This is a genomic window from Achromobacter spanius, assembly GCF_029637605.1.
Taxonomy (GTDB): domain Bacteria; phylum Pseudomonadota; class Gammaproteobacteria; order Burkholderiales; family Burkholderiaceae_B; genus Achromobacter; species Achromobacter spanius_E.
The window spans coordinates 3,321,298-3,345,492 of record NZ_CP121261.1; the positions used below are offsets into that span (position 1 = coordinate 3,321,298).

The window sequence follows — 24,195 nt, forward strand, 5'->3', positions numbered from 1 at the left end:
ATGACTACGCAGACTTCGCTTCCCCTGTTCTACGAACAACCCCGCCCCCTGGCGGCCGGCGTGCACGCCAACCTGTCGCTGGCCGGCAACACGGGCTTTGCCTATGCGGCCAACACCAACGCGGTGCCGCTGGTGGCCACCGAGCTGCCCACCGCGTGCCGCCATTTCCCCATCGTCTTCACTGACGGTGAGCAGCCCACGCCCGTCGCGGTGCTGGGTGTGCGCGGCCAGGAAAACCTGTTCGTTGATGCCGACGGCCAATGGCGCGCCGGCACCTACATCCCGGCCTACATTCGCCGCTATCCCTTCATCTTCATGGAGAACGAAGACCGCAGCCAATTCACGCTGTGCGTCGACGAGAAGGCCGCATCGGTGGTTGAAGGCCGCGACAATCCGTTCTTCGATGAAGCCGGCGAGCCCACCGACCTGGCCCGCAGCGCCCTGGAATTCTGCCGCGACTACCAGAACCAGCACGCCTACACGATGGAGTTCGCGCAGGCCCTGGCCGCCGCCGACCTGCTGATCGAGAACCGCGCCGACATCACCCTGCCCGACGGCCAACGCCTGGCCATGTCCGGCTTCAAGGTGATCGACGAAGCCAAGTTCAACAAGCTGTCGGACGAAGAATTCCTGCGCTGGCGCGCCAACGGCTGGCTGCCGCTGGTGTACTGCCATCTGCTGTCGATCAACACCTGGCCCGCACTGATCAATCAGGTGCAGCCGGTGGCTGCTGTTGAGGACACGTCCGCCGAGGCGTAATTTGCGACGCGGATGAGCAAGGCCGGCCCTGTTAAGGAGCCGGCCTTTTTGTTTTGTAGCGGGCCCAGCGTTATGCCTGTGCTTATGCCCGTGGGTAAGCCCGTGGGTAAGCCCGTCATTAAGCCCGTGCGGCGTCTTGCCGCTCAATCCGGCGCGCGAACATCGCAAAGCTGGCGCGCACGATGCTGGGCTTGAGCAGAAAGTCGTGCGACTCCGCTGCCAGCGCATCATCCACCGGCTTCACTTCGCCATAGGCAGCAGCCGCCAGCAACTGATTACGCGCGGCGCGCTCGATCAGCACCGACAGATACAAGGTTTCTTCCACCGAGCTGGTCGCCGCCAGAAAGCCATGGTTGGCCAACAGCACACATCGCTTTTCCCCCAAGGCGGCGGAGATGATCACGCCTTCCTGATCGGCAATCGGCAAGCCCGGCCATTCCTTCAGATGCGCACAGTCGTTATGAAACGGCGTGGCGTCCATGTGCGAGACCACCAGCGGGCGGCCGGTCATGGCAAGGGTTGATACATAAGGCGGGTGCGTATGCACGATGCAGCGCACGTCCGGCCGGTTGCGATACACCCAGAAGTGAAAGCGCACGGCGGGGTTGGGCGTGCCTTCTCCTTCCAGCACGTCCATGTTGTCGTTGATGCGGATGACCGTATCAGGCCGGATCTCATCGAACGCCTGGGCCAGCGCCGTCGTGAAAAACGTGCCGTCATCGTTCTTCACCGTGATCTGCCCCGCCAAGGTCTCGGAGTGCCCTTCCCGGGCCAGGATCCGACAGCTTAATGCGATCTTTTCCTGCTCGTTCCAGTTGCCGAAATCCAGCTTGTCAGCCGACCGCTTGAAGAACGCATCGGACTGCAGTTTCTTGTCATCCACACCCATCTCCTAATGCCTCGTGGCACAACACTGCCATTACATCTTGCGGTGGCTTCCAGGCCATTGACCGCAACCGCACAGCGATTGTCCGAGAGTGACACGGCCTAGGGTAAACGGCAGGTGCGTGCGCAATCCGCGTCGATACAATGATTTTGGTTTTGCGGGCACTGGGCTCGCGCTGAAAGTCGGGTCCATCCATATGCAAGTTGCCCAATCGCTTCCGCCTGCTGCCTCCCAGCAGGAACCGGACCTGAACTTCGCCCCCCGTTTTCGTCCCTTCTACGAAGCCGAACTATCCGGCTATCAGGCCCGCTTGAACAAGCTGGTGCTTCCGGGTGATTTCCTTCCGCTGACCCTGCAACCGCGCCTGCATTTGCAGGCTTGCCGGCTGCGCGCGGGCGGCTTGGCCGTGAACCTGGAGTCCACCCCCATGCGGGTCCAGCACCGCGCTGAACACGCGGCCGACGCGATGCGGGCGGAGTTTCTGGCCAGCTTCATCCTCGAAGGGCACGGAACCATCAGCCAGAACGGCGCGAGCCTGCCCGTGGAAACGGGCGACATCATTTTTCGTACGACGGCGCTGCCTTCTGAAGTGCGCATGCTGACGGATTCCCGGCTCGTCGTGATCAAGGGATCGTTGCTGAATCTGCTGGGCATGCATTTGCAGGACATCTCGCAGTTCACCGCCCAACGCGCGGCGTCGACGCTGCCGATGGTGCGCACGGCGCACCACTGCTTGGAGCATGTCTTCTTTGAGCAAGCCGACACGGTCAGCCCCACGTCCAGCATGTTTGCCGAACAGGCGCTGATCTCCTTGCTGGCGGCCATCTACACCAGCCAGGCGCTGGAGCAACTGCCGACCACCGAGCGTGGCCCCATCGAAAGCTGGCAGGCAATCACCAGCTACGTGGACACGCATATCGTCGACAGCGACTTGTCCGTCGCGGCGGTGGCGCGCGCGTTGCGGGCGTCCAGCCGCTGGGTGCATCGTTTGTTCCAGATGCGCGGCATTCAATACGGCCAGTATGTGCGCGAGCGCCGGTTGGAACTGGCCCGCACGGCGCTGGTTGATCCGTGCAAGGCCCATGTGGCGGTCAAGGACATTGCGCTGTCCTGTGGCTTTCAAGATGCCAGCCATTTCAGCCGCTGCTTCCAGCAACGCTTCGGCAGCCCGCCCAACAAATATCGCGCGTTGATGCTTGCGCAGGCGTAGCGGGCTGCCCGAGTGGCGCTCAGTTGAGGCGCCGTGCCGGGGTAGGCTTCATCAAGAATGCCGACGTGCCCGCAATCACGCCCAGCACGGCCAGGTAGCCGCCCACGGGCACGATGCTGTCAAAGCGCGCCACCAGCATGGCCGACACCATCGGCGCCAAACCACCGCCGATTGCCGCCGAGAACTGTACGCCGATCGACAAGCCCGAGTACCGCAGCTCCGGCGGAAACTGCGCCGCATACAGGCTGGATTGCGGAGCAATCATCATCGCGTAGTTCAAGGCCATGGCCACGAACGCCGCCACGCTGTAGGCCAGCAGCGAGCCACTGCCCACGGCCATGAAAATGGGGATAGCCATCACGCCCAGCAACAGCCCGCCCCAGCCGCACACGCGCCGGGCGCCATAGCGGTCGCCCAATATGCCGAACAAGGGAATGGTGAACGTCATCACCGCCGCGCCGTACAGCAGCGCTTGCAACGCGTCGGAGCGGTTGAAGCCCAGCGTGGACACCGCGTACGACACGGAGAAGACCAGGAAGGTGTAGATCAGCGTCACTTCGGCCAGCTTGCAGCCCACACACAGCAACAGCGCCTTGCCATGCTTGCCAAGCAACTCCGCCACCGGCAGCTTGACCTGAGTTTGCTCGGATTTGACGCGGGCAAAATCTGGCGATTCATCGATGCCTCGGCGTATCAATATGCCGACCACGATCAGCACCGCGCTGGCAAGGAACGGCAGGCGCCAGCCCCAGGACAGGAAGTCTTCTTCAGGCAGCCGCGTGACCAAGGAAAACGCGCCCACCGACAGCAAAATCCCCAGCGGGGATCCCACCAAAGGCAGGCTGCCGAAGAAGCCCCGCCAGCGTGGCGGCGCGTGTTCGACGGCCATCAGCATGGCGCCACCCAGCTCGCCGCCAAACGACAAGCCTTGCCCAACACGTAGGGCCACCAACAAGATCGGCGCCCACACGCCAATTTGCTCGTAGGTGGGCAGCAAGCCGATCAGCACCGTACAGATGCCCATCATCAGCAGGCTCAGCGTCAACATGGACTTGCGTCCGATGCGATCCCCGAAGTGCCCGAACAGGATTCCGCCGATAGGGCGGGCCAACATGCCGCTGGCAAAGGCGGCAAACGCGGCCAGGGTGCCGGTCAACGGGTCGAATTGCGGGAAGAACAGCTTGTTGAACACCAGCGCCGCAGCCGTGCCATAGGCTAGAAAATCAAACGCTTCGACGGCCGTACCCACCACGGTCGCCACGGATATTCGAAGCAGGTTCGGCTTTTTTCCAGCCCCCACGTTCATGTCGGGTCGAGAGATCGCTTCCATGTTTTTTCCCCTGTGTGTTGTTCGTTGTGACGTGGCGAACTGCGCTTACGTCACCTGCCCGGGCGCGACGTAACCCGGCAGTTCTTCAATACGACGGCGCCATGCCGATATCGCGGGATAGACGTTCACATCAATCTCGGCCTCTTCGGCCAATGCCAGATAGCCATAGCAGGCGATATCCGCAACGCTGGGTACAGTAGCCAGCCAAGGGCTCGCGCCAAGGCGCTTTTCGATCAAACCCAGCAACCGATCGGTCCGCTGTTGCAGCCCGTTCAAATCAAGCATGGCCTCACTTACGCCCAGGTGATGGGCGGCCTCGGCAAGGCTCACCACCTTGGTCAGGCGCAGCGGCTGCAAGCTGTTGGCAATCTCGTTCGCCGACACCGATATCCACGAGACCATCTGCGCGCTATGAGGCAGCGGCGCCAGCCATTGCGGGGCGTGCTTCTGCGCCAGGTACAGCAGAATGGCGTGGCTGTCCCAAACGGCCAAGCCGTCATCGTCGATCGCCGGAACTTGCCGCCACGCGCTGATGCGTTCAAACGCGTCGGTCTGGTTCTTGCGCGCCAGCACATCGATGAATTCGCGCCGATAGGGCAAATTGATCAGGGACAGAAAGAGGCGCACCTTGTAGCAGTTGCCGGATCGGGGATGGTCGTAGAGCGTGATCATGGGGAGCGGGGCGTGGCGCCTAATCAATAGCCTGCACGGGAAGAATGCGGGGAAGATGCAGGGAATGTTAGGGGCGCCCGCTCGGGCTGAATTGACGGCACGCGCACGGGGATTGACCAGAAGCGACAGGCTGCGGTTCGTGGCCGTATACTTCACCCGCGACCGCAACAACGGCCGCCCGGAATGACAGCCGGCACTAACAACGGCGAACAACTCGCCGCAGCAATGCGGCTTTTTGTTCGTAGGCCTTTGCACGCCTCTATGGGCGGGCCTTGGCTGGGGCACGCTTGCGTGCGCCGGTTTCCGTTGTTACCGGTCTGTCACCCGGCCTTGTGCCCGCCCACCCCGAATGACAGCGGGGCGCGGGCTTCCAAACGACGGAGGCCGCATTGGATAGTCATCCCTACACTCGTGATCGCTGGACCATCATCGACGACCCGGAACACGGCGTCGTCCGGCTGGCTGATATCTACCTTATCGACAGAAGCGTCCAAGCCATCAAAGCCATCGTGCGCATCGTTGGCAACCATTACTCGGATACTGACGCTGCCCCCGCAGGCGCGTTCAACGCATGCACGGCATCCGACCTGATGGGCGGAGCGGAAAGTCTTTGCGACCACATTGCGACGCTAACCGAAGGCATGCTGGATCAGGCAAGGGAATCGAGTCGGCACTGAGCCGCAGCGGGAGCCGTCCGAGCTCACAGGCGGCTCCCACTTCGTATTGACGTGCGGCGGATAAGCCGTGCATCCACGTTTGAAATCCCCCTTTTTGCATCGCACTGTATCCGCCCCCGGGCACCATACATTCCGACACCCAACGCCATCGCACAGCCCCTATAAATCGTTCGCAGCACCCCCAACCCCGCGAACTTTTATGGAGCTTTCACGATGACGAACCCCATCGACCCGCAACGCCGCCGCCTGCTTGCCACCACGTCGACACTGGCGGCCGCCAGTCTGCTAAACCTTGCCGCCAGCGGCAGCGCATTGGCCAAGGCAGCACCCTCATCTTCGAGCACGGCAGGCGCTGGCAGCGCCACGCCATTCAGCGATATCCGCCAGATCCGCGCCGGCACGCTTGATGTGGGCTATGTGGATGTGGGCCCGGCCAACGGCCCCGTCGCCGTCCTGCTGCACGGCTGGCCCTACGATATCCACGCCTTCGCCGACGTGGCGCCCCGCCTTACCGCCGCCGGCTACCGCGTGATCATTCCCTATTTGCGCGGCTCCGGGTCAACGCGCTTTCTGTCTACGGACACGCCTCGCAACGGTCAACAGGCTGCGATTGCCGTCGACATCATTGCGCTGATGGATGCGTTGAAGATCGAACGCGCGGTCATCGCGGGATTCGATTGGGGTGCGCGCACCGCCGACATCATGGCCGCGCTGTGGCCCGAACGCTGCGTAGCGCTGGTCTCCGTCAGCGGCTATCTGATCGGCAGCCAGGAGGGCAACCGCAAGCCGCTGCCGCCGCAGGCGGAATTTCAGTGGTGGTATCAGTTCTACTTCGCCACCGAGCGCGGCGCGGCGGGCTACGCCGCCAACCGCGACGGCTTCAACAAGCTGATCTGGCAACTCGCGTCGCCTCAGTGGAAGTTCGACGACGCCACCTTTCAGCGGTCGGCGCAATCGTTCGACAATCCGGATCACGTAGCGATCGTCATCCACAACTACCGCTGGCGCCTGGCGCTGGCAGAAGGCGAAGCGCAGTACGACGACCTGGAAAAGCGCCTGGCAACGATGCCGAAGATCAGCGTACCGACGATCACGCTGGAAGGCGATGCCAACGGCGCCCCGCATCCGCCCCCCGCTGCCTACGCCAAGCAGTTCACCGGCAAATACGAGCACCGCACCATCACCGGCGGCATCGGCCACAACCTGCCGCAAGAGGCGCCGCAGGCATTTGCGGAGGCCGTGCTTCAGGTGGCGGGACGCTGATGTGACGGGCGCCGGGCCGTTTCTTGGCCCGGCGTTGATCACCCGTCCCACGTGCAGGTTGTATGGGGATTGGTTCGCGGTGCGGTGAACACAGCCATCAACGCTTTTTGCCTTTATCATGGCAAAAAAATAGAGCCGCCCCCCCCCGCGCGCCATCCAGGAGACTCCCGCTTGTCCGCAGGCACACTCACGCCCTCCCCGGCACCGTTTCCCACCTTTGAAACCTCCGATTTCTCGGGCGAGGGGTCGTTCTATTTCGATCTTGTTCGCCTGCAGGACCGTGACGATATTCCGCGCGGTTTCCTGCACCGGCACAACTACTACCATCTGCTCTGGATGAGCGAGGCCAGCGGCACCCACATGCTGGACTTCGAGAAGCACGAGGTGCGCGACCACTCGGTGTTCTTCCTGTCGCCCGGCCAGATCCACGCCTGGACGTCTTCCGTGAAGCCGCGCGGCTACGTGCTGAACATCAGCACGGACTTCTTCGCGCACATGTTTCCGCGCGCGGACGACATCGCCAAGTTTCCCTTCTTCCATTTGGCAGGCGGCTCGCCCGCCATTTATCTGTCGCGCGAGCAGCACGACGGCATGCTGCCGCTGCTGAACGAGATCGAACGCGAAACGCGGGACCGCCAGACCGGGCGCTTCGACGTGGTGCGCTCCTATCTGCTGATCCTGCTGACGCAGTTGCGCCGCCTTTACCCGCCCGACGAACGCGAGACCGCCGCCGGCCCCAGCTATTCGCTGACGAAGCGCTTCACCATGCTGATCGAGGAACACTATCTGGAATTCAGCGCCATCCGCCAATACGCCGACGCGCTATGCGTCAGCGAACGTCAGCTTAACGAGGCCGTCAAGCGCAGCGTGGGGCGCACGGCCAGCCAACTGGTGCAAGAGCGCATTGCGCTTGAGGCCAAGCGCCTGCTCAGCAACACGGGCTTGAGCATCAACGAAATCGCGTTCCAGCTTAACTTCGAAGACCCCTCCTACTTCGCCCGCTTCTTCAAGAAGCACACCGGCAGCACCGCCGGTGATTTCCGCAAGAAGTACGACCGCCCCATCGGCTGACGGCCGCGCCGGACGGATCCGCGAAAAAGTGCAAGACAAGCTCTGATCTGTCCTAACGCGCCCGGCGCCGGGCTGCGTACAGTTCATCCAGACCCAACCCGCCGCCTAGCGGCCTGATTGAAACTGCGATGAACGACACCCCAACATTGATGACGGGCGGCCAGCATGTGGTGCGCGCGCTGCTGGAACACGGCGTGGACACGGTATTCGGCGTGCCCGGCGAAAGCTATCTGGACCTGCTGAACGCGCTGTACACGGAGCGGGACCGCATCCGCCTGGTGTCCTGCCGGCACGAAGGCGCGGCCTCGTTCATGGCCGAAGCGCATGGCAAGCTGACCGGCCGGCCGGGCATCTGCATGGTCACGCGCGGGCCCGGCGCCACCAATGCCAGCATCGGCGTGCAGACGGCGTTTCAGGATTCCACGCCGCTTATCGTGCTGGTGGGCCAGGTAGGCAACGACATGGTGGAGCGCGAGGCGTTTCAGGAAATCGACTACCGCCGCATGTTCGGGCAATTCAGCAAATGGGTGGCGCAGATCGACAGCGCCGCGCGCGTCACCGAATACATGAACCGCGCGTTCTCGGTGGCGATGTCGGGCCGACCCGGTCCCGTGGTGCTGGCGTTGCCCGAGGACATGCTGACCGAATTGGCCGCGCCGCAGGACTGCGGGACGATTCAGTTTCCGCAGGCGCACCCGGCACCCGATGCGCTTGCCGACATGCGCGCACTGCTGGCCGGCGCACGGCGGCCGCTGATGATCGTGGGCGGTTCGGGCTGGACCGACGCGGGCCTGGACAGCCTGGCCCGCTATGCCAGCCGCAATGGCCTGCCCGTGGCGTGCTCGTTCCGCCGGCAAGACCTGTACGACAACCACCATCCGCAATACGTGGGCGAAGTGGGCATCGGCGTCAATCCGGAACTGGCCGAGGCCGTGCGCAACGCCGACGTGATCCTGGCGGTGGGCGCGCGCCTGGGTGAAATGGTGACCGGCGGCTATACGCTGCTGCAATCTCCCGTGCCCAGGCAGACGCTAATTCATGTGCTGGCCAGCCCGGAAGAGCTGGGTCGGGTATATCAGCCCACCGTGAAAATACAGTCGGGCCTTAACGCCTTCGCGGACGCGGCCGCCGCACTGGACCCGCTGGACGCGGCCCCGTGGCGCGGCTGGCTCGACGGGCTGCGGCAGAGCTATCTGCGCTATACGGAACCGCCTGCCACCGCGCTGCGCATGGACCCGGCGCGTGTCATCGTCGCCCTGCGCGAAGGGTTGGACGCGCGCGCCATCCTCACCAACGGCGCCGGCAACTACAGCGCCTGGGCGCATCGCTACTACCGTTTCACCCATGCCCGCACCCAGCTTGCGCCCACCAGCGGCGCCATGGGCTACGGCGTGCCCGCCGCCATTGCGGCCAAGCTGCGCCACCCCGAACGGCAGGTGGTGTGCCTGGCGGGCGACGGCTGCTTTCTGATGACGTCGCAGGAGCTGGCCACCGTCAAGCAGCATCGCCTGGCCATCGTCTTCATCGTGTTCAACAACGGCATGTACGGCACGATCCGCATGCATCAGGAAGTGCACTACCCGGGCCGGACCATCGGCACGGATCTTTGCAACCCCGACTTCGTGGCCTACGCGGAATCGTTCGGCGTGCCCGCCGAGCGGGTGGACAGCCACGAAGGCTTCGCGCCCGCCTTGGCGCGCGCGCTGGATAGCGGGTCGCCGTATCTGATCGAACTCAGTCTGGACCCCGAGGTGATCACGCCTCGGGCCACCCTGACCAGCTTGCGCGAAAAGGCTCGGCTTGCCGCAGCCTGACGTTCAGGATCGGTTTGCCGCGCGCCGGCCGCAAGCACGGCGCGCGGCGCCCACATAAAAAAATATCCACATCTGGAGAGAGACTATGAATACCCCCCTGCGCCCCCTGCGGCGGCTGGCCGTGACCGCGACGATGGCCGTCGCGGCCCTAGTCGCCGCATCGTCCGCGGCATCGGCCGCCGCCGCCGACTATCCCGAACGCCCCCTGCGCATCATCGTGCCCTTTGCCGCGGGCGGCGCCACCGACGTAATCGCCCGCACCGTGGCGCAGTCCATGTCCACCCGCCTTGGCCAGCCGGTAGTGGTGGAGAACAAGGCAGGCGCCAACGGCAACATCGGTGCCGTCATGGCGGCGCGCGCCGAGCCGGACGGCTACACCCTGCTGATGGCCACATCCAGCCACGCCATCAATTCCACGCTCTATCACAAGCTGGATTACAGCCTGACGGGCGACTTCGCGGGCCTGTCGAACCTGGCGTCGGTGCCCTTGCTGCTGGTGGTGAACCCGTCGGTGCCGGCCAAGACGCCCGAGGAGCTGGCCGCCTACGTCAAGGCCAACGGCAACCGGGTGAACTACGCGTCGGGCGGCACCGGCACGGCGTCGCACCTGGCGGGTGCCCAGTTCAATTCGCTGGTGGGCGCGCAGATGACGCACGTGCCGTACAAAGGGGGCTCGCAAGCGCTCAATGACCTGATGGGCGGCCAGGTCCAGATCATGTTCGCCAACCTGCCCGAAGTGCTGTCACAGGTACAGGCCGGCCGCCTGACGCCCATTGCCGTCACGGGCCAACAGCGCCACGCCGCGCTACCCAACGTGCCGGCGTTTTCCGAGACGTCCTACCCAGCCATGAACGCCCGCTCGTGGTTCGGCCTCTTCGTACCCGCAGCCACGCCCGCCCCCGTGGTGGAAAAGCTGTCGCAGGCCATCACCCAGGGCGTGGCCGACTCCGCCGTGCAAGACAAGCTGAAGGGGCTGGGCGCCGACCCCGTCGGCGACGGCCATGCCGCCTTTCAAAAGTACGTGAACCAGGAAGTTGAGCGCTGGAGCGTGCTGGTGAAACAGTCCGGCGCCACAGCCGACTGACGATCAATTTTCCGCAACATCCATCGAGGAAACCCCATGCTTTACGACGTACGTACCTACACCTGCCGCGCCGGCACCATCAAGAAGCATCTGGCGCTTTATGCCGAGCACGGCTATGAGGTGCAAAGCCGCCACCTGGGCAAGCCCCTGGCCTACATGCAGACCGAGACGGGCGACGTGAACAGCTACATGCACATCTGGGTCTATGACAGCGCCGCCGACCGCGACGCCAAGCGCCAGGCGCTGCAAAAAGACCCCGCCTGGGCCGGCTACCTGACCAAGAGCGCCGACGCTGGCTATCTGATCAGCCAGGTAAGCCGGCTCATGACGCCCACGGCGTTCTTCAAGCCCTGAGTGCTCACCCCTGAAGCGCGGCTGCCTCGGCAATGCCGTTGATAAACGCCGCCACCCGCGCGATCACTTCGCGGCGCTCGCAACCCATCGTGATCAGGTGGGCGCTGTCTTCAAGTAACTGCAAGGACACGTTCGTATTGCATGCCCGGTGCACGATTTCAAAGGCATTCGATACGGACGCGACGTCATCGTGCCGGGCATGCATGACCAGGCAAGGCGCCCGCAGTACGGGCATGCGTCGCAACACCGAGGCGGTCAGCTTTCGGATCTCGGCAAGCGCCCACCAGGGAGTGCCCGACAGCCCCAGGTGCGGTTGGTCTGGAAACACGCGATGTTGGCCAATGCCTAGCACCCGCAAGACGGGCAGCAGGAAGGAAAGCCGGGTATAGCGCGGCAGACCCTTGCCGTCATGTCGAAAGGCGGGCGACAAGGCCAGCACGCCCGCCACGTGCAACGGGCGCTCCTGTGCCAAGGCCAGCGCCAGCACCGCTCCCGTGGAGAATCCGCCGACCACCAGGCGATCGACCTGGCTTGCCAGCAGATCCGCGCCGCGCCGCACGCTGGCCAACCAATCCAGCCAGCTTGTGTTCTCCAGGTGTTCTCGCGTGCCGCCATGGCCCGCCAGCGCTACCGTCAGCACCGTGTAGCCCTGAAGGTTCAGACTGCGCGCCAGCAGGCGCATTTCTTTAGGCGTGCCGTTCAGGCTGTGGACCAGCAGGACTCCCGTGCGGCCACGCGCGCCCTTACCGGCAAGCAGATACTCGTGAGGCAGGTTCACGCCGACGACCCCTCACCCTGGCAGGCTTCAGCGGGCAAACTGGGGTCCATCGCGCGGCGGTATGCCTCAAGCGTACGGAACATCTTTTCGCCCAAGCGGAAATGCGTGTCCGCGAACCCGTGGGCGTTGGCCACGATGGCTTGCGCATGCCACGGCCGGTTTCGAATTTGCAAGATGCAATCGACATACCCCGCGACGTCACCCGGCGCGGCCAGCCAGCCGGTCTTGCCTGGCGTGACGATCTCGGGCAAGCCACCCACATTGCTGGCCACGACAGGCCGGCCCGTGGCGTAGGCTTCGGGCACGATGCGCGACCAGGCTTCCGCCGCCGACGGCACCAGCACCACGTCAGCCGCCCGGATCATGTCGGGCACATCGGTCCGGTGGCCGGCGAACACCACATGTTCCGCAATGCCCAGATCCACAGCCAGGCGGTACAGCTCGTACGCATAGGCTTGAGTGTCGGGGGTGGCCATGCCCACGACCAGGGCCACGGCGGGCACCCCCTGGACACGCAGGCGTTGCACCGCTCGCAGCAGGTCGGCCTGGCCTTTTTCCGGGCGCAACATCGCAACGGTTGCGATGACGTAAGCCTCGTTGGCGGTTGGAATCCGCAGGTCGCGCCGGATGCGCAAGCACGCTTCGGGTTCGTCAGCCGGCCGGAAGAATTCGTCGCCGGCCCATTCGCCCACGACGCTGATCCGATCTTCACGCACCAGCCGAGCCGCCAGCAGTTCCTGTTTGCCGACTTGGCTGGTGGCGATGACGTGGTCGCAGCCGATGTGCCATTCCAGCCTGCGGCGCGGCGAAGTGCGCATCGGCTTGGCGAAATGACGGGTTCGGACGACCGCGCACAAGTCGCGGCACAGCGCGGCGGTCTTGCCGTCGGCGCGGCTATGGCTGTCGATGACCTGGATGTGCAAGGCCTTGATGGCGCGACGCAACGCCAGGACGGTCAACGGTGAATACGCCGGCTTGAAGTCGATGTCCACGGTCGTCAGGTGGCGCTCGCGCGCCGCGTGGCTGACGGCGCTGCCCGAGGGCGACGCGATGGCCACGTCGTAGCCGTGGTCTTGCAGCCAGCTTGCCTGCTCCAGGGTGCGGAATTCCAGTCCGCCCAGGCTGGGTTCAGCCAGCGTATGCAGTATGTGCATGATGCTCCAATACATTAAGGCAGGCGGCCAGCACGTCATCGGGCGTGATGGCGTCGATTCTGTCCTGCGGATGGCGCGGAACGACAGAGGCCGCGCCGGGCCGCTGCCAGAACCATTCCGGATTCGGTTCGTTGAAGATTCCGACATAGGGCACACAGGCGCCTTGCGCAATATGCGAGGGGCCGCAGTCATTGGCCACCACCAGGCGCGCGCGCAGCATGATGGCGCTTAGCTCGGGAATCGGCCGGCAATAGGCAATGGCGAGGTCGGGCCGCTGCATCGCCAGCAAGGCGTCGCGTTCCGCGTCTTCTTGCCGGCCCAGCACGAACAGAAAGCGGGTGTCTTTGCCCAACTGCCGCTTGAGCTGCTCGGCCAACAGCAGGTAGTTGGCCAGGCTCCAGCGCTTGAACGCGCCCGAGCCGCCACCAGGAATCATCACCACATCGGCGCTGTGAACGGTGCGCAGGTGCGGACGCGCCAGCGTCTGAAAGCACGCGCGTGTTGCGCTTGCTGGGTCAAGTGGACGGTACGAGGCCAGCAGGCGCAGATTGGCCAGGCCAATGTATTCGGTGATGTCCTTGCGGTGGCCATGCGTCCAGGCCAGGTCGCTGATTCGCGCATTACGGAAGCCCAGGCGGATCGGCGGCCGACGCAGCAGGTTGACCAAGCCAAAACGTTCGCTGCTGTGATGCAGGCTGACGCATATGCGCGTGTTTTTTTTCAGGCTGCGCAGGTAATCGCTGAAGGTCGAAGCGCGCACAAACTCCTCAACCCAGGGCAGCGCGCGATAGAAGCCGCCCACGTTGTCACGGGCAACCACCTTGATGTCCAGGCACGGCCACCACGTCTTGAGTTGATACAGCGTGGGCATGGCGACGATCTGGTCGCCTAGCTGCGGCTGGCTTCTGACAAACACAACGATTTCCGACACCTTCGGCCTCCCTGCCGGTGACGCGGCCGCTTGACCGCTGGCGGGCAATGTATCGGGAGGCGCTTGGCAAACTTCCGGGTTCCCTTTAACGATTGTGAAGAAGCATGCAGGCGCGCTTCATACAACTACACAATTCGCTGGCCGTTCCAGCTGATCACGAAGCGGGCGCCGCCCAGCGGACTATCGGCCACCAGTGCCGTGCCGTGATGCCACCGCGCCACCCGGCTGACGATAGCCAGCCCCAGGCCCGTGCCGCCCGTGCCGCGCGCGCGACTTTCATCCAGGCGGATGAAGGGCTCGAAAATGCGTTCACGATCGGCGGGCGGCACGCCTGGCCCGTCGTCGTCCACCGTCAGCACGTACTGATGTGGCGCCGGACGCGTCAAGCCGACCTGAACCTGCCCGCCCGCGTGCCGGATCGCGTTCTGCAGCAGGTTGAGCAAGGCACGCGTCATGTAGCGCGAGTGCAGCTGAACCTCGTCCACATCGCATTGCGTAACGGTGCACTGCACGCCCAGCGGCCCGGCTTCGAATGCCGCGTGCTGTACGACGGCATCAACCCAGCCACGCGCATCCAGCGACTGAAGCGGAACGTTGTCGCTCTTGTGTTCCAGGCGCGCATACATCAGCAATTCCGACGCCATGCTGTCCAGCTCGGCCACATCGCTTTTCATTTCCTCAACCAGGCGGCTGCGCGCCGCCGGGTCGGGTTCACGGTCGATCATGTCCAACTCGAACGACAGCCGGGAAATGGGCGTGCGCAGTTCATGCGACACCGCGTTGGTCAGGTCGCGCTGATTGCTGATCAGCGCACTGATGCGATCGGACATCTGGTTGAACGTGTCGCCCAGCCCACGGATGCTGGAAAAACGCGACAACCGGACACGCGCTTGCAAATTGCCCTGCCCCATGTGCTGCGCGGCGGTCTTCAGTGCTTCCAGGTCTCGCCAAATCGGCAGCGCCCACAGCAGCATGAACCCGCACAGCAGCAAGCCCAACGCGGAATAGACGCCAACAATTACCCAGGTGCCGACCAACGGCTCGGGCGGCATCTTGACCAGCAGCCATTGCGCGCCCGGCCCCGGAATGGCCGCGACGAAGCTCATCTGCTTGTCACGCAGGAAGAACCCGCCCGCATCGATGGTGCGCCACTCTTCATCCGTCAGCGCGAAATCCGCCGCGTGGTAGTCGGCGGGGTCCAGCACCTGCAAGGCCAAACCGTAATGCGGCGCCAGCGTGTCGCGCACATAATCGCGGCGCGCCTCCGGCGGCACGTTGGCCAGTTCCTGCTTCAGGCTGTGCAACTGGCCGCGCACCGCTTCGCGCGTGTAGTTCGCCGTCTCGGGCTCAAACAAGTAGTTCGCGGCCCGGTCCACCACTTCGCTGGACAGCACAAAGCCAATCGCCAGCACCACGAAGATGCGCAGGACGAACTTAAGCATCGCCAAGCTCGTGCGCCTTGGGCGAGAACAGATAGCCCTTGCCCCAGATGGTCTTAATGCGGGTGGGGTCGCGCGGATCATCGTCCAATTTGCGGCGCAGCTTGCTGACGCACACATCCACACTGCGATCCAGCCCATTGAATTCGATGCCGCGCACGGCGTTCAGCAGATCGTCGCGCGTCAATACCTGACCGGCCTGGCTGGCCAAGGCCCACAGCATTTCGAATTCCATGGTGGTCAGGTCAAGCTCGACGCCCGCGAGCTTGACCGCGCGCGTCTGGCGGTCGATGGACAGCGGACCGAACGCCAGATGATCCGGCTGCGCGTCAGTCTGGTTGTGGCGGCGCATCAGGGCGCGAATCCGTGCGAGCAGCACGCGCGGCTCAACCGGCTTGATGACGTAATCGTCCGCGCCGGATTCCAGCCCCAGAATCTGGTCCAGGTCGTCTTCGCGAGCGGTCAGCATCAGGATGGGCGCGCTTGAAAACGCGCGCAGGTCACGGCATACCTGCAAGCCATCGCGGCCCGGCAGCATCAGGTCCAGGATGGTGATGGCCGGCTCGTGGCGGCGAAACGCCTCCACGGCATGATCACCGCGATAGGCCTGGGCGACATTGAAACCGTGCTGTTCCAGAAACTGCGCAATCAGGCGCGAGAGCTTCGGATCGTCTTCGACTAACAAGGCCTTGGTCATGGTGTCCGGGCTAAAGTTCTTGCACCGTTACGGTGCATTTGCGCGGCAAGCATACACCGAAAGAATCGAGATTCTGCGTGGCAGCCGCGCCGCGCGGCAGCCCATTCCCGCGCGTCGAAGTCGGGCATGACCAGGCCCAATGCAAGAACTACCGCAACGCCGCCACCGCCTTCGCCAAGACACGACAAGCGGTGGTCGTCGTGCGCGGACCGTCGCTATTCCGCCCTTGCGCCGGAAACTTTGACGGTCTCAGCCCAGCGTTTGGTTTCCGTGGCAATGAACGCCGTGAATGCTTCAGGGCTTGAGGCAAGCGGGTTGAGCGACATTGTGGCGTTGGCCCGTTCGACTTCGGGGGTCTTGAGGGCAAGCCCGATCGCTTCGTTCATGCGCTTGATGATGGCATCCGGCGTTCCCTTGGGCGCCACAATCCCGCCCCAAGCCACCGCTTCGAAGTTCGGAAAACCAGATTCAGCCATTGTTGGAACATCCGGCATGGTCGCCAGGCGCTTCGAACTGGTGACCGCAAACGCTTTCAGCGTTCCGTCGTTGATGAACTGCTGGACGCCGTTCACGTTATCGAACATGACGTCGACCCGCCCGCTGACAACATCCGACAGCGCCATGGACCCGCTGCGATACGGCACGTGGGTGATATCCAGCGCGCCAACCGCCTTCATCATTTCGCCCGTCAGATGGCTACCCGAACCTACCCCGGTTCCCGAGGCGAAGTTCACCTTGCCGGGGTTCTGCTTGATATACGCCGTCAACTCCGAGATGGAATTCGGCTTGAAGTTCTTGCCCGCGACAAGGATGTAAGGGTTGTCGAACAGCAAGCCGACAGGCGCAAAATCCTTGATCGGGTCATAGGGCAAACTGCTATAGAAGCTTGCATTGACAGCCAAGGTGATGTTGTTGCCAAAGCCGAACGTGTAGCCATCCGGCGCCGCCTTTGCAACCGTGCGGGTGCCCACGATTCCTCCGGCGCTCGACAGGTTTTCCACGATGACGGGCTGTTTGAGGATTCTTCCAATCTGTTCGGCAACGGGCCGCGTCGCCACGTCAGGCCCAGACCCCGCCGCGTAGGGAATGATGAGTTTGATGGGTTTGTTCGGCCAGGATTGCGCGTGCACGGCCGTAGACAATGTGATCGCCAAAAGCGCGATCCATCGGGAAATTTTCATGGGATTCTCCAAGCTACTTTTTGAATGCACGTCATCCGCGCAGAATTTGAATCAGGCGATTCATCCAGGGCGACCCCGGTTCCCCCGCCGCAAGCGCCGGAGAAAAATGATCCCCCGGCAGCACCATGGTTTCGCAGGGTCGTTGCAGCCGGCGCAGCTCGGCTTCCATCGTTTGATTGCCCTTGACGATCCTTGGCAAGTCTTCCTTGGCATAGGCCAGCAACATAAAGGGGCTGTCTTGATCCAGAAGACACACGGGACTTGCCAGCGCCGCTTCCGAAGCGTCATGTAGAAGATTCTGATGCGTGCGTTCTTCCCCGCTGTCCGGAAGCCGGTCGGGATACCGGATATCAAGCGGCGCACACAGCGGAAAGCACGCGACGATCGACGACGCAGGGATGCCGTGGCTCGTCAGACCGTTGACGCTTAACGCGGCAAGCGTCATCAAGTGGCCGCCCGCCGAATGCCCGCCAAGCGCGATGCGGCCTGGGTCGCCGCCATACTCGTGAATGTTCCGATGCACCCACGAGATCGCTGACAGGCAATCGTCCAGAAGCGCCTGCCACTTGAAGCGCGGCGCAAGCCGATACGAGACCGAGACAAACGTAATACCGGCGGCAACCAATGCAGGGGCCATCAATGCCACCCACTCCTTGTAGCCGTTCGTCCACGCGCCGCCATGCGCGAAGACCAGCACCGGGCCGGCTTGTCCGTGTGCGTTTCGGCTGGGGTAAACGTCGAGCCGGTGCGCGGCGGTGTCGCCATATTGAATGTCCGCGACACGTTCGCATCGCTGTACGGCGGCAGCGGACAGCGCTAGCGCCGCCCGCGCGTAGTCCTCGGCCTCTGGGGGATATAGCGGGGGCTGTGGGGCAAGATGGGGAAAGCTCATATCTGGACCGCGCTGAAGTGATTTCGGTTGTGCTAAAGCGATAGCGGCTTGTAGGCCACCGCCTTGATCTCAATGCGCAGCATCGGATGCGGCAACTGGTGCACCGCCACGGTGGTTCGGGCGGGGCCGTCGTAGTCGAAGTATTCGGCGTAGACCTCGTTGTAGCCCTTGAAGTCGCCCATATCGACCAAGTACGTGGAGAGTTCGACCAGGTCTTTCAGGCTGGCGCCCGCGCTTTCAAGAATCGCCTTGATATTCTCGATGACCGCGCGAGTCTGCGCGCGGATATCGGCATCCAGCACGCCCATGGCGTCAGCCTCGGCGCCCACGAAGCTGTTGTCGGCGCGCCGGGAGCTGGTGCCCGAAACGAACAGAAAATCACCGGCACGTTTCACGTGAGGGAACTTGCCGCGCGGCTGCGCGCGCCCTTCGACGACGGCTGACGACACATTGCTTTTGCTCATGGTTTTCTCAGTCATTGACGACATCCGGCGCATCCACGTGGATGCAGACATTGGTGAGTTCGGAGTAGAAATTCAACGAGTGCAGCCCGCCTTCGCGGCCAATGCCGGACAGACCGCTACCGCCAAACGGTGTGCGCAGGTCGCGCAGGAACCAGGCATTGACCCAGGCAATGCCAACGTTCATGGACTGCGCAACGCGGTGCGCCTTGTTCACGTTGCTGGTCCAGATCGTCGCTGCCAGGCCATACGGCGTGGCGTTGGCACGGCGGATGACTTCCGCTTCGGTGTCAAAAGGCGTGATGTGGCCGATGGGGCCGAAAATCTCTTCCGACACGCAGCGCGCGTCATCGGCCAAGCCGGCGATCAAGGTGGGTTCAACCCAAAAGCCGCCATCCAACGCATTGCCGAAGCTGGGCGTGCCGCCACCCACGATGAACTGCGCGCCTTCTTCTCGCGCCAGCGCGTAGTAGCTAAGCACCTTGTCACGATGCGCCGCTGAAATCACAGGCCCCATGTCCGTAGCCGCGTCGGTGGGATCGCCCAGCTTGATGCGTTTGGCGCGCTCGGCCAGCGCGGCCACGAAGCGGTCGTAGATGGGCCGTTCAACAAAAATTCTTTCGGAGCACAGGCACACCTGGCCGCTGTTCAGGAACGCCGCGCGCGTCATCCCTTCCACGGTTTTTTCGAAATCGCAGTCGGCGAAGATAATGGCCGCGTTCTTTCCGCCCAGCTCGAACGACACCGGCTTCACGCCGTCGGCGGCGGCGTGCATGATGGCCGTGCCGGTCTTCGATTCACCAGTAAAGGTGATGGCGCTGATGTCCGGATGCTTGGTGATGAACTCCCCGGCCGAGTTTGGGCCAAAGCCGTGCACCAGGTTGAACACGCCGTCAGGCAGCCCGACGGACTGCATTACCTCGGCAAGCAGCGTGGCCGTGCCCGGCGTTTCTTCCGATGGCTTGGCGACCACGGCATTGCCGCACGCAAGCGCGGGCGCGACTTTCCAACTGAACAGAAGCAGAGGCAGATTCCACGGCGAAATGATGCCGACCACGCCCAAGGGCTTTCTGACGGCGTAGTTGATGGCGTGGGCGCCATCGGCCAGCTCGGTGCGAAACGTTTCCAGCGGCGCCGTCTTCAGGATGTCCGCAAAGATGCGGAAATTCGCCGCGCCGCGCGGGATATCCAGCTTGGACGCCAGCGTCACCGGTTTGCCCGTATCGCTGACCTCTGCCTCCAGGAAGTCGTCCGCGCGCCGATCGATCTCGTCGGCGATGCGGTAGAGCATGTCGGCCCGGTCGGCAACCGAAGTCGCGCCCCAGCCGCGCACCGCCCGGTGGCCCGCGGCGATGGCCTCGTCGACCATTGCCTGAGTGGCCTCGTGCACGTCTGCAAAGCGGACGCCGGTTGCCGGGTTGATGCCGGCAAACCGCTTCTCGCTATCGACAAACCGGCCATTGATGAAATTTCTGTACTGCTTGAACACGACTGCTCCTTGGCAAGGTCGGGCCCGCTAGGCAAGCCCTATTGATAGGCGCTACTGGAGCTTGAACTCCACGACGGCGCCGCCGCTGCCATACAGCGGCGCGTACGCATGCACGATGGCCTGCTTGAAATTCCCACCCATCGCGCCAAGCAGCCAATGGAATTGCTTCAGCCCCATGTCCGGATGCGCTTCCTTGGCATAGTCGGGAAGGCTTGCGCGCAGCGCTTGCACATCCCCGCTTTCCATCAGGGCGAGCAAACGCCGGTTCCAGGTGTCATCAGCTTCCGAAAGAATGTGGTCTTCCTGAAGGTTGATGTTGTCGCGGAACATGCTGTTGGACAGACCACCGATGCCGACCACCGCCACACGCTTGTCCTGCAAGGCGGACGCGGCGATGGCGCCAAGTTGCTCGGTCTGCTCGGCGCTGTGATAAAGATTGTTTGCCGCGATGACGACCGGCAGCGACGATGAACCGAAGTTCATCAGCGTGGTCGCCGTGATCGTGCCCGTGTCGATCGGGAACTGGTCGTAGTCGACGCCTCGCGTCTTGATGCCTGCGTCGTTGCAGGCTTGGACACAGCGATGCGCCAGGGCTGAATCCGAATGAATGTCGAACGGCTGCTCGCCGAACTCATGCCAGTTTTCGTCGACATGCAGTCCGGTACTGCGTGCCCGCGTGATCCACAACTGGTCCAGCACGGCAAACCATTGCGTGGAATAGACCAGCACGCAATCAGGTTTGGACTCGGCCAGCGATTTCCCGGCCTGCGCCAAGGCGTCTCGCAGGCGGCCCCACGGCGCAATGTCGGGACGCAACTGCGGCAGCGGACTGCCGGGTACAAGAAACGCGGATACGATGCTCATGATTTTTCCCCTTTCCTTTTTCCTTCCAAGCCGCGCGATCAGGCGGCCTGGGCTGCCGGCGTCAGGCTTGAAAGGCCCGCTTCCTGAAGGTTCCATTCGATCACCGCGTTGCCGGTGCCGATGACGGTGCCGTAGCCATGCAACCTGCCGGCAAGTTCGGGATAGCCCATCGCGGCGTGCATCCAGGTGAAGGCGCCAGACTTCACTTCGGCGAAGGCTTCATCGATGAACTGGGGCAGAAGCTGGAAGGTTTCTTTCATGCGGCCTTGCCGCATCAGGTTGATCATGCGCACATCCCACTTGTAGCCGTCGTAGCGCTCGGGATGTTCCTTGGTCATGTCCTCGGGCAGCTCCGGTTCTTCATGAAAATGCCAGTGGGACAAGGTGTTGCTGGCCAGCAGGACGGCGCGGCGTCCGGTCTTGCGGATCGCTTCTCGCGTGGCGCGGCCCAGAAGATCCATCTCGCCCTGGCCTTCCTTGGTGTTAAGGAAATACGGGGTGTTGTTGGCGGATATGCCCACAACAGGAATGTCCCATTGCGGTCGGATCATATGCAGCGTGGTGATCGTTCCGTAGTCGGGCCGGAACTTCGGATTGCGCATCATCTTGCTGACCAGGCCTAGATTGGCGGCCTCTGCGCAGCAGGCCTCGGCCAGTTCGACGTCCACGTCCATGCCGAAGTCATAGCGGAATATGTTGGGGAAGATGGGGTCGACCGATCGTCCGGTAAGCCGTGGCACGCCAAGAAAATGGTGGCCCACCTGCGTAATCCAATGCGGGGAATGGACCAGCAGCACGTCAGGCTTCATGCGTTCAATGCTCTCGCGTGCCTGCTCATACGCCCAGCGCAGCGGTTCCCAGCCGCCTTCGGACCTAGGCTCGTTCTGAGGCGGGTTTTCGCCGTAGACCAGGTGCGGGGGATGCGGCGCCAGGAAGCCGGAAAGAATCATTCCTTCGCTCATGGTGAAGCTCCTTGATTGACAGTTGAAACGCAACTCCCACCGCGGTACCCAGCGGAACGGGCCTTATTGGACGTATGCGTACTATATTAGGGCGGAGCAACAAGCCAATGAACGGGGAATAACCCTATAAATTCATATTGCACGCGGTAAAAGTACTTATTGAAAACCTCTTATCTTGTACGTATACATGCTATTGTAACTACGCGGGGTCCCATCTTAATATTTCCAATCAACCGTAGAACTCTCCGATCACAATGGCCCGTTCACCTTCCTCCAAGACCGCCCCATCCCCGGTTTCGTCCTCACCCGCCGCGGCGGAAGTCGACGCACTGCTGCGGAATTTCCGGCTTGAAGATGTGCCGTCGCATCTCTTGCGACGCGCTCACTTCAAGGCCGAGGAAATCTTCGCTACGACGTTTTCAGGCGAAGGCGTGACGCCCAGACAGAAAGCCGCCTTGGTCCTGCTTTACCAAGAGCCGGGGCTTAGCCAAAATGCCTTGGCGGAACGCTTGGCGATGGACCGCAACACGGTCGCCGAAATGGTAAGACGCATGCATGGCGGCGGGCTGATCGAGCGCAGGCCGTCTCCGACGGATGCCCGGGCTTACCAGCTGTACGTGGCGCCGGCCGGGCTGGACCTGCTAGGTAGAGTGATGCCGCGCGATGTGGTGGTGGAAGACCAACTGCTGGCTCGCCTGCCCGAGGAATACCGGGGCCTGTTCGTCAAATGCCTGCGCCTGATCGCCGAGTACGACAATGAGGCGGACGCGCCCACACCTGATTGACGGTTGAACACCGGGCGTGCGCCCGCCCGTATGGCATGACGCGGCGCACTTCAGGGCGGGCAACTGACAAGGGCGGGCAATTGACAAGAGCGGGCAATTGACGCTTTGCTTTCAGCCGGCCGACAGCCGGACGCGGGCCGCTGCCGCTACACTCTCGGGATCCCGCGCCGATGGCCGCCGGACCGGCCCCGCGCGCATAGGTGTGGCGGTCGGCAGGCGGCCTTGCTCTCATCGTCCCGTCATGTCGCAACCTAATTCGTTCAATCTCAGGCAGATCGCCGTGCCGGCGTTCGGCCCGTCGCTGCTGTACGGCATCAGCAATGGCGCCATCCTTCCCGTCATCGCGCTCACCGCGCGCGACCAGGGCGCATCGGTAGCCACCGCCGGGCTGATCGCCGCCCTGATCGGGATCGGCTCGCTGCTCTGCAATATCCCGTCCGCGCTGATCACCGAGCGCTTCGGCGAGAAGCGCGCCATGGCCGGCGCCGCCCTGTTGAGCATGATCGGCCTGCTGCTCGTCATCACCGTTCCCAAGCTCTGGGTGCTGGCGTTGGCCATGCTGATGCAGGGGTGCGCGCAGTCGGTATTTCAACTGGCGCGCCAGAGCTACATGATCGAGGTCGTGCCGATAACGTACCGGGCACGCGCCCTGTCCACGCTGGGCGGCACGACGCGCATCGGCACCTTCATCGGCCCCTTCGCGGGCGCGGCGCTCATCCATTTCGTGGGGCTGGAAGGTGCGTACTGGATTGCCATCTGCGCCATGTTCGGCGCGGGATTCATCGCCATCAAGGCGCCAGACATCGAGCCCTCGGGCGGCAAGAAGGCGGGGGCTCCGCGCGCCCGCATCGGCGAGGTCGCGCGAGACCATCGCGGCGTGTACGCCACGCTGGGCGTGGGCGTGATGCTGATCAGCGCTCTGCGCGCGTCGCGCCAGGTGGTGATTCCGCTGTGGGCGGATCATCTGGGCCTGGACGCCACCACCACGTCACTCGTCTACGGGCTGGTGGCCGCGGTCGACATGTCGGTGTTCTATCCGGCGGGCAAGGTCATGGACCAGCGCGGCCGCCTGTGGGTGGCGCTGCCCTGCACGCTGCTGATGGGCTTGAGCCTGATGGCGATTCCGCTGACCAGCGGCGTCACGAGCTTCATCCTGGTATCGGCGCTGCTGGGCTTTGGCAACGGCATCGGTTCCGGCATCGTGATGACGCTGGGCGCCGACGCCGCGCCCCCAGGCGCCCGCACGCAGTTCCTGGGCATCTGGCGCTTCATGGCTGACCTGGGCGCAAGCGGCGGGCCGGTGGCGTTGTCGGTGCTGACCGCCCTGGTGTCGCTGGGCGGCGCATCGTTCGGCGTGGGTACGCTGGGCCTGGTGGCGGCCGGCGTGTTCTGGCGCTGGCTGCCCGGGCGCGCGCAGACTTAGGGCCCGGCTTGCGACGACC

The 24,195-nt window shown here is 63.5% G+C and carries 24 protein-coding genes; 10 read left to right on the top strand and 14 right to left on the bottom strand.

Annotated elements, in window-relative coordinates:
- Entirely contained in the window at positions 1-759 is a 759-nt protein-coding gene (locus tag P8T11_RS14745; RefSeq protein ID WP_268081246.1) for a SapC family protein, read from the top strand.
- A 118-nt stretch (positions 760-877) separates the two neighbouring features.
- Here the strand turns inward: P8T11_RS14745 and P8T11_RS14750 are convergent, their stop codons facing one another.
- Positions 878-1,648: an aldolase gene (locus P8T11_RS14750; protein ID WP_268081245.1), complete on the bottom strand. Its 771-nt coding sequence runs from the start codon at positions 1,646-1,648 to the stop codon at positions 878-880.
- A gap of 193 nt (positions 1,649-1,841) precedes the next feature.
- Here P8T11_RS14750 and P8T11_RS14755 point away from each other — a divergent pair, with 193 nt between their 5' ends.
- Complete coding sequence (locus P8T11_RS14755; RefSeq protein ID WP_268081244.1) at positions 1,842-2,855, top strand: helix-turn-helix domain-containing protein; 1,014 nt, start codon at positions 1,842-1,844, stop codon at positions 2,853-2,855.
- Positions 2,856-2,874: 19 nt separating this feature from the next.
- Here the strand turns inward: P8T11_RS14755 and P8T11_RS14760 are convergent, their stop codons facing one another.
- Positions 2,875-4,185: an MFS transporter gene (locus P8T11_RS14760; protein WP_268081243.1), complete on the bottom strand. Its 1,311-nt coding sequence runs from the start codon at positions 4,183-4,185 to the stop codon at positions 2,875-2,877.
- Between the two features lie 45 nt (positions 4,186-4,230).
- A complete protein-coding gene (locus tag P8T11_RS14765) occupies positions 4,231-4,857 on the bottom strand; it encodes a glutathione S-transferase family protein (RefSeq protein WP_268081242.1) in 627 nt (208 codons plus the stop codon).
- 389 nt (positions 4,858-5,246) lie between these two features.
- Between P8T11_RS14765 and P8T11_RS14770 the strand changes: the two genes are divergently transcribed.
- From P8T11_RS14770 to P8T11_RS14795, 6 genes are all read left to right on the top strand, one after another.
- Positions 5,247-5,534 carry a hypothetical protein gene (locus P8T11_RS14770; RefSeq protein ID WP_268081241.1) on the top strand — a complete coding sequence of 96 codons (288 nt, stop codon included), beginning with the start codon at positions 5,247-5,249 and terminating at the stop codon, positions 5,532-5,534.
- A gap of 213 nt (positions 5,535-5,747) precedes the next feature.
- Entirely contained in the window at positions 5,748-6,797 is a 1,050-nt protein-coding gene (locus tag P8T11_RS14775; RefSeq protein ID WP_268081240.1) for an alpha/beta fold hydrolase, read from the top strand.
- A gap of 171 nt (positions 6,798-6,968) precedes the next feature.
- A complete protein-coding gene (locus P8T11_RS14780) occupies positions 6,969-7,868 on the top strand; it encodes a helix-turn-helix domain-containing protein (RefSeq protein ID WP_268081239.1) in 900 nt (299 codons plus the stop codon).
- A gap of 128 nt (positions 7,869-7,996) precedes the next feature.
- The gene (locus tag P8T11_RS14785; protein WP_268081238.1) at positions 7,997-9,682 is read left to right on the top strand and encodes a thiamine pyrophosphate-binding protein; all 1,686 of its coding nucleotides are present in this window, start codon (positions 7,997-7,999) and stop codon (positions 9,680-9,682) included.
- Positions 9,683-9,767: 85 nt separating this feature from the next.
- The gene (locus P8T11_RS14790) at positions 9,768-10,766 is read left to right on the top strand and encodes a Bug family tripartite tricarboxylate transporter substrate binding protein (protein WP_268081237.1); all 999 of its coding nucleotides are present in this window, start codon (positions 9,768-9,770) and stop codon (positions 10,764-10,766) included.
- A gap of 36 nt (positions 10,767-10,802) precedes the next feature.
- On the top strand, positions 10,803-11,120 hold the full coding sequence (locus tag P8T11_RS14795) for an NIPSNAP family protein (RefSeq protein WP_268081236.1): 318 nt from the start codon (positions 10,803-10,805) through the stop codon (positions 11,118-11,120).
- A gap of 4 nt (positions 11,121-11,124) precedes the next feature.
- On the opposite strand, the gene P8T11_RS14800 is transcribed toward P8T11_RS14795, so the two are convergent.
- From P8T11_RS14800 to P8T11_RS14850, 11 genes are all read right to left on the bottom strand, one after another.
- Positions 11,125-11,898 carry an alpha/beta hydrolase gene (locus P8T11_RS14800; protein WP_268081235.1) on the bottom strand — a complete coding sequence of 258 codons (774 nt, stop codon included), beginning with the start codon at positions 11,896-11,898 and terminating at the stop codon, positions 11,125-11,127.
- Positions 11,895-13,052 carry a glycosyltransferase family 4 protein gene (locus tag P8T11_RS14805; protein WP_268081234.1) on the bottom strand — a complete coding sequence of 386 codons (1,158 nt, stop codon included), beginning with the start codon at positions 13,050-13,052 and terminating at the stop codon, positions 11,895-11,897. Before P8T11_RS14805 ends, P8T11_RS14800 begins: the two co-directional genes overlap by 4 nt.
- Positions 13,027-13,983: a glycosyltransferase family 9 protein gene (locus P8T11_RS14810; RefSeq protein ID WP_268081233.1), complete on the bottom strand. Its 957-nt coding sequence runs from the start codon at positions 13,981-13,983 to the stop codon at positions 13,027-13,029. The genes P8T11_RS14805 and P8T11_RS14810 overlap by 26 nt, the downstream gene beginning before the upstream one ends.
- Before the next feature lie 125 nt (positions 13,984-14,108).
- The gene (locus tag P8T11_RS14815) at positions 14,109-15,425 is read right to left on the bottom strand and encodes an ATP-binding protein (protein ID WP_268081232.1); all 1,317 of its coding nucleotides are present in this window, start codon (positions 15,423-15,425) and stop codon (positions 14,109-14,111) included.
- On the bottom strand, positions 15,418-16,119 hold the full coding sequence (locus P8T11_RS14820) for a response regulator (protein WP_268081231.1): 702 nt from the start codon (positions 16,117-16,119) through the stop codon (positions 15,418-15,420). The genes P8T11_RS14815 and P8T11_RS14820 overlap by 8 nt, the downstream gene beginning before the upstream one ends.
- A 215-nt stretch (positions 16,120-16,334) precedes the next feature.
- The gene (locus P8T11_RS14825; RefSeq protein ID WP_277550111.1) at positions 16,335-17,300 is read right to left on the bottom strand and encodes a Bug family tripartite tricarboxylate transporter substrate binding protein; all 966 of its coding nucleotides are present in this window, start codon (positions 17,298-17,300) and stop codon (positions 16,335-16,337) included.
- 31 nt (positions 17,301-17,331) lie between these two features.
- On the bottom strand, positions 17,332-18,192 hold the full coding sequence (locus P8T11_RS14830; RefSeq protein WP_268081229.1) for an alpha/beta hydrolase: 861 nt from the start codon (positions 18,190-18,192) through the stop codon (positions 17,332-17,334).
- A 32-nt stretch (positions 18,193-18,224) separates the two neighbouring features.
- Positions 18,225-18,656, bottom strand: a complete 432-nt coding sequence (locus P8T11_RS14835; protein ID WP_268081228.1) for a RidA family protein — start codon at positions 18,654-18,656, stop codon at positions 18,225-18,227.
- A gap of 7 nt (positions 18,657-18,663) precedes the next feature.
- Complete coding sequence (locus P8T11_RS14840) at positions 18,664-20,142, bottom strand: 2-hydroxymuconic semialdehyde dehydrogenase (RefSeq protein WP_268081227.1); 1,479 nt, start codon at positions 20,140-20,142, stop codon at positions 18,664-18,666.
- A 51-nt stretch (positions 20,143-20,193) separates the two neighbouring features.
- The gene (locus tag P8T11_RS14845; protein WP_268081226.1) at positions 20,194-21,006 is read right to left on the bottom strand and encodes a tRNA U-34 5-methylaminomethyl-2-thiouridine biosynthesis protein; all 813 of its coding nucleotides are present in this window, start codon (positions 21,004-21,006) and stop codon (positions 20,194-20,196) included.
- Between the two features lie 38 nt (positions 21,007-21,044).
- Positions 21,045-21,968, bottom strand: a complete 924-nt coding sequence (locus P8T11_RS14850; protein WP_268081225.1) for a tRNA U-34 5-methylaminomethyl-2-thiouridine biosynthesis protein — start codon at positions 21,966-21,968, stop codon at positions 21,045-21,047.
- 431 nt (positions 21,969-22,399) lie between these two features.
- Between P8T11_RS14850 and P8T11_RS14855 the strand changes: the two genes are divergently transcribed.
- Both P8T11_RS14855 and P8T11_RS14860 read left to right on the top strand, forming a co-directional pair.
- Complete coding sequence (locus P8T11_RS14855; RefSeq protein ID WP_326494518.1) at positions 22,400-22,753, top strand: MarR family winged helix-turn-helix transcriptional regulator; 354 nt, start codon at positions 22,400-22,402, stop codon at positions 22,751-22,753.
- Between the two features lie 241 nt (positions 22,754-22,994).
- On the top strand, positions 22,995-24,176 hold the full coding sequence (locus P8T11_RS14860) for an MFS transporter (RefSeq protein WP_268081223.1): 1,182 nt from the start codon (positions 22,995-22,997) through the stop codon (positions 24,174-24,176).
- Positions 24,177-24,195: the final 19 nt, after the last annotated feature.